The 7,062-nt window shown below is 35.4% G+C and carries 10 protein-coding genes; 3 read left to right on the top strand and 7 right to left on the bottom strand.

The genetic code is table 11. The features are described 5' to 3' along the window. Positions 1-131 precede the first annotated feature (131 nt). The gene (locus CEF18_RS16845; RefSeq protein WP_110937537.1) at positions 132-587 is read left to right on the top strand and encodes a GNAT family N-acetyltransferase; all 456 of its coding nucleotides are present in this window, start codon (positions 132-134) and stop codon (positions 585-587) included. A 426-nt stretch (positions 588-1,013) separates the two neighbouring features. Here CEF18_RS16845 and CEF18_RS16840 read toward each other — a convergent pair whose 3' ends face one another. Then, positions 1,014-2,288, bottom strand: coding sequence for an IS110 family RNA-guided transposase (locus CEF18_RS16840; protein ID WP_110934896.1), 1,275 nt, complete (start codon positions 2,286-2,288; stop codon positions 1,014-1,016). 227 nt (positions 2,289-2,515) lie between these two features. On the opposite strand from CEF18_RS16840, the gene CEF18_RS16835 reads away from it, so the two are divergent. Continuing rightward, positions 2,516-2,944, top strand: coding sequence for a GNAT family N-acetyltransferase (locus CEF18_RS16835; RefSeq protein ID WP_110937536.1), 429 nt, complete (start codon positions 2,516-2,518; stop codon positions 2,942-2,944). Between the two features lie 252 nt (positions 2,945-3,196). Continuing rightward, a complete protein-coding gene (locus CEF18_RS16830) occupies positions 3,197-3,982 on the top strand; it encodes an NUDIX domain-containing protein (RefSeq protein ID WP_110937535.1) in 786 nt (261 codons plus the stop codon). 329 nt (positions 3,983-4,311) lie between these two features. Here CEF18_RS16830 and CEF18_RS16825 read toward each other — a convergent pair whose 3' ends face one another. The 6 genes from CEF18_RS16825 to CEF18_RS16805 form a co-directional block, all read right to left on the bottom strand. Further along, on the bottom strand, positions 4,312-4,569 hold the full coding sequence (locus tag CEF18_RS16825) for an IS3 family transposase (protein ID WP_190238698.1): 258 nt from the start codon (positions 4,567-4,569) through the stop codon (positions 4,312-4,314). Continuing rightward, positions 4,566-5,165 (bottom strand): IS3 family transposase, encoded by a 600-nt coding sequence (locus CEF18_RS16820; protein ID WP_110937533.1) that lies wholly within the window; start codon positions 5,163-5,165, stop codon positions 4,566-4,568. Before CEF18_RS16820 ends, CEF18_RS16825 begins: the two co-directional genes overlap by 4 nt. Then, positions 5,129-5,332 (bottom strand): hypothetical protein, encoded by a 204-nt coding sequence (locus tag CEF18_RS16815; protein WP_110937532.1) that lies wholly within the window; start codon positions 5,330-5,332, stop codon positions 5,129-5,131. Before CEF18_RS16815 ends, CEF18_RS16820 begins: the two co-directional genes overlap by 37 nt. A gap of 49 nt (positions 5,333-5,381) precedes the next feature. Beyond that, positions 5,382-5,510 (bottom strand): transposase, encoded by a 129-nt coding sequence (locus tag CEF18_RS26030; RefSeq protein WP_147422038.1) that lies wholly within the window; start codon positions 5,508-5,510, stop codon positions 5,382-5,384. 264 nt (positions 5,511-5,774) lie between these two features. Continuing rightward, positions 5,775-6,188, bottom strand: coding sequence for an ester cyclase (locus CEF18_RS16810; RefSeq protein ID WP_110937531.1), 414 nt, complete (start codon positions 6,186-6,188; stop codon positions 5,775-5,777). Between the two features lie 18 nt (positions 6,189-6,206). Beyond that, positions 6,207-6,986 carry an MBL fold metallo-hydrolase gene (locus CEF18_RS16805; protein ID WP_110937530.1) on the bottom strand — a complete coding sequence of 260 codons (780 nt, stop codon included), beginning with the start codon at positions 6,984-6,986 and terminating at the stop codon, positions 6,207-6,209. Positions 6,987-7,062 lie beyond the last annotated feature (76 nt).

The raw sequence follows: 7,062 nt of genomic DNA, 5'->3' as shown, positions 1-7,062 counted from the left end.
TTTGTGTTCGTGTCTATAATCATTTTACTGAGGGGCTCTTTTTTTATCAAACCTGATAAATAACGATCTACAGGAATGCTATAAGGGGAGAATAGTTCAACAAGAATTACGTAATTCGAAGGGTGGGTAAATTGGGGGAATATGAGGTAAAGCAAATAAATAATCTGTTGAATTGTGATTTGGATAGTTTAGTAAAGCAAAGCAAAGAAGGTGGGTTTCGTTTTGTAGAAAGATTAGTAAATGATTATAAAAGTGGCAGTAATACTTTTAATCATTCTGGAGAAGGTTTATTTGGCGTGTTTAGTAAGGAAGGTGTTCTTGTTGCTATTGGTGGATTAAATAAAGACCCATTCTCAAATGAACAATCTATTGGTAGGTTGAGAAGGTTTTATGTTAGAAGAGAGTATAGGAGAAACGGTATTGGAAGCCTTTTAGTAAAAAAAATAATTGACGATGCAAAAAGATATTATAAAATTTTGGTGCTTCATACAGATACGGAACAGGCTGATAAATTTTATACTTCTTTAGGATTTTCAAAGGAAAATCTCTATCCCAATTCAAGTCACTTTATAGAGTTTAAAAGCTAACTAAACTCCCTCAGTTAGATTCTATTTACTCACAAATGCTCGCTTATTCGCAGGATTTCAGACCACTTCTAAGAACAATGACGGATGAATGGAATGAGTTTTGATAATAAAGGCTACATGAAGGCATGCGGGAATAGAGGAGTCAATAGTAGCTCCATTTATTTCCATAATATACTGCACGCATCTCCACGCCGCCCCTGGAGGCTATCCCTCCCATGTCTCAACGGGTCATTTGCCCTTTCATTCCTTCGTCATGCCTATCCAAGGGGTGGAGGCCGGTTTTGCTGCGCAAACGGGTCAGTGCCCTTAGGTACAACGGTATCCAGTACTCCGCGCTTTCTCTGTAATCCTACGAATAAGCCAACATTCAAGAATTATTAAACTACTTTTAATTACTTTAAAGCCTTACTTAGTTTACGATTAGAATTAAGCTGCTATAGGTGCTAATGGTTGTACTTTCTGAGAACAATATGATTCATGATTTTTAGATATTGCCACCAATATTCTTGCTAATTTCCCCACGAGTTTCATGATAGATTTCATTTTTTTCATCTTTTTGACTTTAACATTATTAAAATGAATCTGCTTGAAATCAGAGTTATTGCTCACAAGGCTTAATGTCGTTAAAAATAAAAATCGCCTTAGTCGAGATCTCCCACGTTTTGAAACGACAATTTGTCCTTTCCATTTACCCGAGCTTGCTTCTGCCAGATGTAGTCCCGCATGTCGTAATAGAGAATTACCATGCGCGAAGCCACTTAAATCACCAGCTTCTCCTAAAATACCCGCCAATGAAATTTCACTAATTCCTTCAATGGCAATTATTTTTTTAGCGAAAGTAATTTGATCAAGTACGGAAGTGACTTCTTTTTCTACTCTTTCGAGTTGGACTTTTGCTAAATCGAATTCTTCAAGTAAATGTTCTAAATGAAGCTTATAGGCTTCGTGTGCTTGTTTACTGCCTACAGAATTTTTTGCTAAGTCAATTAACGATTGTGCTTTTTTAAGTCCTGCGTGACGTTTCATCACTGTTTTCCAACCTTTCACTATATCCTGTGCTTTCATGGAACATAGTTCTGAAGGTGTAGGAAATAACCGAAGTGTTGCGATTGCCCCTTTTCCTTTTACATCTTTAAATACTTCTCGAAGTTCAGGGAAGACAATATCTACCCAACGATTTATTTGGTTAATAGAACTGGTGAGGCGTTTAACGATTACATCTCGGTTAGCCATTAGCACTCGAAGCTTTTCAAAAGCTTCAGAAGTGGGCCGGATAAAGGAGTAATACCCATTCTTGATCATATCTGCAATCACAAGGGCATCTTTTTTATCGCTTTTAGATTGGGTATTATCACGATTTTCTTTATTTCTTTTCACATGGTGAGGATTAACGGTTACTACATCAATATCTTGATCATATAACCATTTAGATAGGTTCAACCAGTAATGTCCGGTAGGTTCCATCCCAACTATTTCAGTATTTAATCCTTTTGAAAGTTTTAAATGACAAATCCATTCCATTAATCTAGCGAAACCTTTCTCGTTATTTTCAAAAGTGAGAGGATCACCGACGACAATACCACGGAAATTTACAGCTCGTGCAACATGAACATGCTGTGCTATATCCACACCAACAACAAGATGTTTATCAGAAATTCTTTCAATTAGTTGATTTTGTTTGTCTTGCATTTTAAACTTCATATAAGAGCTCCTCCTTAGATTTGAGTTTTAGTTTGGTATCTATACTCTTATCTTACTGAGGGGCTCTATTTTTTTCAAAGTCGAAATTAACGCACTACAGGAATGCTAACGGGGAAGCGTTAGTGGAAGAACCGTACTGTCTGTTATGGCTAAAGGGGAAAAGATAGTTGAATAAGAAGAACGTATAATTAATTGAATTTTATAAACAAACATTAGGGGGAAATTAAATGAAACCAATTGTAAAAATAATGAAATCTGATTCGGAAATAATGTCCACCTTCAGCACTTTAAAACAACTACGTCCTCATTTAACTGAAGACAATTTTTTGGGGATAATCAGACGATTGCAAGATAATTATGGTTTTAATATCGTTACGGTTATTGAGAATGATGAAGTTAAAGCAGTTGCTGGATATAGGATTACTGAATCTCTAGCTTGGGGAAATTATTTTTATTTAGATGATTTGATTACAGATGAAAAAAGCCGTCAAAAAGGATACGCACACACCCTATGGGATTGGCTAATAAGTAAAGCGAAGGAAAATGATTGTGAACAATTTCATCTAGATTCTGGTGTACATAGGCACGAAGCACATAGATTTTATCTCAAAAGTGGATTAGATATTACTTGTCATCATTTTCAAAAGACTCTATAACTAACGGGTAGCAATTCTGTAATATGGATTGCGCCCTTTCTTTGTTAATAGGGCCATATGGTGGAAGATCAATATAATTTTTTTATCAGAAGATCATAACAAATAAAAGTTATAATTGGAAAATTTATGTTAATATGATAATAGAGAACATAAGAGTTTGTGAAATTTTTCACTTAAACTAACGGGGAGAATAGTTGAAGAAGGAACTTTAATGGATTTGTTTAAATTAAAGGGAAAAGGAATTGATTAATAATGATATATAGAAGAAAAACTTATAAAATTCAGCCAGAAAAACTAAACGATTTTAATAATTTTTTTCATTCTTTTTTATATCCAAATCAAATTAAACACGGTGCAAAATTAATAGGTCGTTGGGTTAATGACAACAAAGACGAGATTTTAGCTATTTGGGAATATAGAAGTATTGAACACTATGATAGTATAGAAAACCAAATTAGAAATAGTGAGTTACACAAAAAAGCAAAAGAAAAAAGAAAAGAAATAGGCGAACTTTACATTGAGAGCAACCAAGATTTTTTATCTTCGACTGCTTATCCTGCTACATACCATCCACCTAAACATATAATGGCTGTCAGTGGATATATAACAAATAAAGATGGAGAAGTATTACTTGTTAGGAATTTTCATCGTTCCGATACAATGGAAATGCCTGGAGGTCAAGTAGAAGAGGGAGAGACATTAGAAAACGCTATCCACCGAGAGATAATGGAAGAAACAGGGGTTGAGGTTCACTTAATTGGTATTACTGGCATTTACCAAAATATTACCAATGGGATAATTTGTGTTGTCTTTAGAGGTGAGTATCAATCTGGTGACGTAAGAACTGCTGAAAATGAAACATCAGAAGTAGTTTTTACAAAACTAAATAAAGAAAATGCAAACCAATTAATTACAAGACAGCATTTTAGAAATAGAACGCTTGATGCAATGGAGGCAAACTATTTACCTTACGAAGCATTTAAGGTTAGACCATACGAACTTATTAGTAGGTTTGAGGTTAAAAAAGAGTATAGTTAATCATATTCTTCAACTAAAGGGTAAGCGTTAGTGCAAAGCTAACTGCCCTTTACTACCTAATTCCTACCGGTTCTATCTGCAACAATCAGGCGCAATTCTGTAATATGAGTTGCGTCATTTCTTTGTGTATAAGGCCTACTCTTATATTGCGTAGTAGACGGATACTGCGTAGTAAAGGTCTTCATTTTTAGACGAATTTGTGAAAAATGTACTTAAAGTAATGAGCAGTTATGTTCAAGAAGGAATAAAAGTAAAGTGTATTTACAACTAGATGTCTATGAAAAGAAAAAAGACCCTTAAGGTGGTTACCCCCATAAGTTAGAGTTTTTTTATGCAACTGATTGGCTGGATTGAGTTCGGTATTCTACTGGACTCAATCCGGCCAATTTTATTTTTGATCGTTCATTGTTATACCAGTCGATATATTCTTCTATCCGTCTTTTTAATTCTTCATAGCTTACTAATTCTTCCCCATAATACATTTCTTGCTTTAAAATGCCAAAGAAATTCTCCATTGAAGCGTTGTCAGCGCAGGTTGCTTTACGTGACATGCTTTGGAATATTTTATTTTCTTTTAATGTCCTCACCCATTGGTTGTGCTGGTAATGCCAACCTTGATCAGAAGATAAGTTGCATGATTCTTTATTATCTGCAGCGCCCTTGTTAAAGGTTCTATGACAAGATCTAATGTTGGACGTTTTCTGATTTCAAACGCAATAATTTCTCCGTTATAAAGGTCAAGAATTGGATTTAAATATAACTTCTCTTCGCCTAGACATTTGAATTCTGTAATGTCGGTTACTAACTTTTGAAGAGGGATAGGTGTGCTAAAGCGGCGGGACAATCGGTTTACCGCTACTTTTCCTACGTTTCCCTTATATGAATTGTATTCACGGGATTTCCGCATAAATTTCACACATTTTAACCCTAGTTCCCGCATAATGCGATACACTTTTTTATGGTTGATAGAATGTCCTAATTTGGTTAATTCTCTTGTGATACGTTTATAACCATAGCGTTCATGAAACTGCTTAAATAGGCTTGTAATCAGTTTTTTTAGTTCTGTATCTGAGTCTTCTTGTCCAAAGTTTTTCACATGATAGTGATAGGTTGCTTCAGGAATACCTACAACAATGAATATATCTATTAATCGGAATCCTTCTTCTTTGAGTTCAAATGCCACTTTTGCCTGTGCTTTTCGTGGAAGGCATTTGGATTCTCCCGAAAAGCTTTCAACTTTTTTAGGTAAGTATTTTCTAGTCTCAGTAGTTCATTCTCACGTTCTAATTCTTCTTCACGCGTTAACTTTGTCTCTTCCTTTTTCTTGGATTTAGTTGGTTTTTTAGACATAGAAGGTCGCCCCTTTGATATTGGTTTCAGGCCTTCTATCCCTCGTTCATTAAATGTTTTCATCCAAGGAAGGATTGTTCAATCTAAATTGATCAGCAGTTTCCTGATAAGAAGCACCTGTCTCTAGTATAAATTGTATCGTATCTAATTTAAATTGAACAGAGTACCCTTCCTGCATCTTTCTTCGTTTTAATCCATGCCCTGTGTTTTATAGGATCTCACCCAATTTTTTAATGGGGTGGGGGTGGAACTGGGTATATTATATTTTTTCGACAACGATTTGTATCCAAGATTCCCATACAAATACTCGGTGACGAGCTTTCTTTTAAATTCTTCACTATATTTGGCCATAAAAACACCCCCGAAAGTTAGATTTTCTACTCTAACTTTCGGGGGTCGGTACCTAATGGGTCTTTAAAGTGGTCTCATTAAGAATTAAGAATTAAGAATTAACTCCAAGTTGCAGTAGAATGTCATGTACATCAACGTGTGATCTTTTCTCAATAATTTTGGCGTCAGCTATTCGTAATAGCATCATAAGAGAGAATTTAACGTTTTTTCCCGTTGCAGTAACTCCAAGGAACGGAATACCTGTATGTGTACCTTCAAATATTAAATATACAGCTACTTGATCATCTTCAGCCATTATCGCTTTGATTGGCATTTTGAAGTTTGGAAATGCATCAAAGTTTTTCTTTTCTGATTCTACAAGACCTTCTATACCAGGAAAAGGCTTTTCAAGTTGCGGGTAAAACACAAAGTCTTTATGGCAGAAACCTTTAAGCGCCTCATAGTTTTCCTGTTCAATCGTTTCATAAAAACGACGAACTAAATCCTTGTTAGCTTCAACTGACATCGTATATCTCCTTTTGATTTAATATGTGTAAGCTTCTCCGTCATTTGGCACTAAAATATTAAAGGAGATTCCTTTTTCGTTAGCAAAGTTTTTTAATTCTTCTCTTGATAATGTCCAATGATTCACAGATTCCATATGGACGGCGATAATTTTTGCCTTAGGAGCAGCCTTATAAACTTCATAGACATCATCTTTCCCCATTACTAAAGAACCGCCTACTAAGAATTGGTTATCTCCAGCATTTACGACAATAATTTCAGGCTTATGTGTGTTAATTACTTCCTGAACTGCATCATACCAAACCGTATCCCCAGCAACATATAATGTTTTCTCCGATGAGTGTTTAAAAACAATCCCACATACGAGACCAGCAGCTTGTAAGATTTCGCCTCTTCCGTGTTCGCCTTTTGTCTTAATTAATTGGATATCTTCAAAAACGGTATCCTCTTGTAAAACCTCGACATTTTTGAAACCAGCGTTTCGAATTTCTGACGCATCCTCATCATTTTGAGCAAATATTTTAATTTCTTTTGGCAATGCTTCTTTAGCGACATTATCCCAGTGGTCAGGATGCAGATGAGTGACGATGACCGCATCAATATCTTGGATAATAGTTTCAATGGATGTTGGCAAGCTTACCAAAGGATTGTTCTGATCTTGTCTTGGTGCATCAGGTAAGCCTACCGCAGGTCCAAAAGCAGGCAAAGTCCCTTTTTCGGCTAACATAGGATCGATTAAAAACTTTTTCCCTGCGTATTCAACGACGATTGTTGCATTTCGAATTAGTTGTATATTCATCTATTAAAACCCCTTTTCTTTAAAAATTCCTTCGTACAATGTATATTCTATACTATGACCCATTAACCGATACATA

This window comes from Salipaludibacillus neizhouensis, assembly GCF_002886185.1.
GTDB classification, from domain to species: domain Bacteria; phylum Bacillota; class Bacilli; order Bacillales; family Salisediminibacteriaceae; genus Salipaludibacillus; species Salipaludibacillus neizhouensis.
The sequence above is the reverse complement of the archived record's forward strand: the minus strand, read 5'-3'. Positions and strand labels throughout refer to the sequence as shown.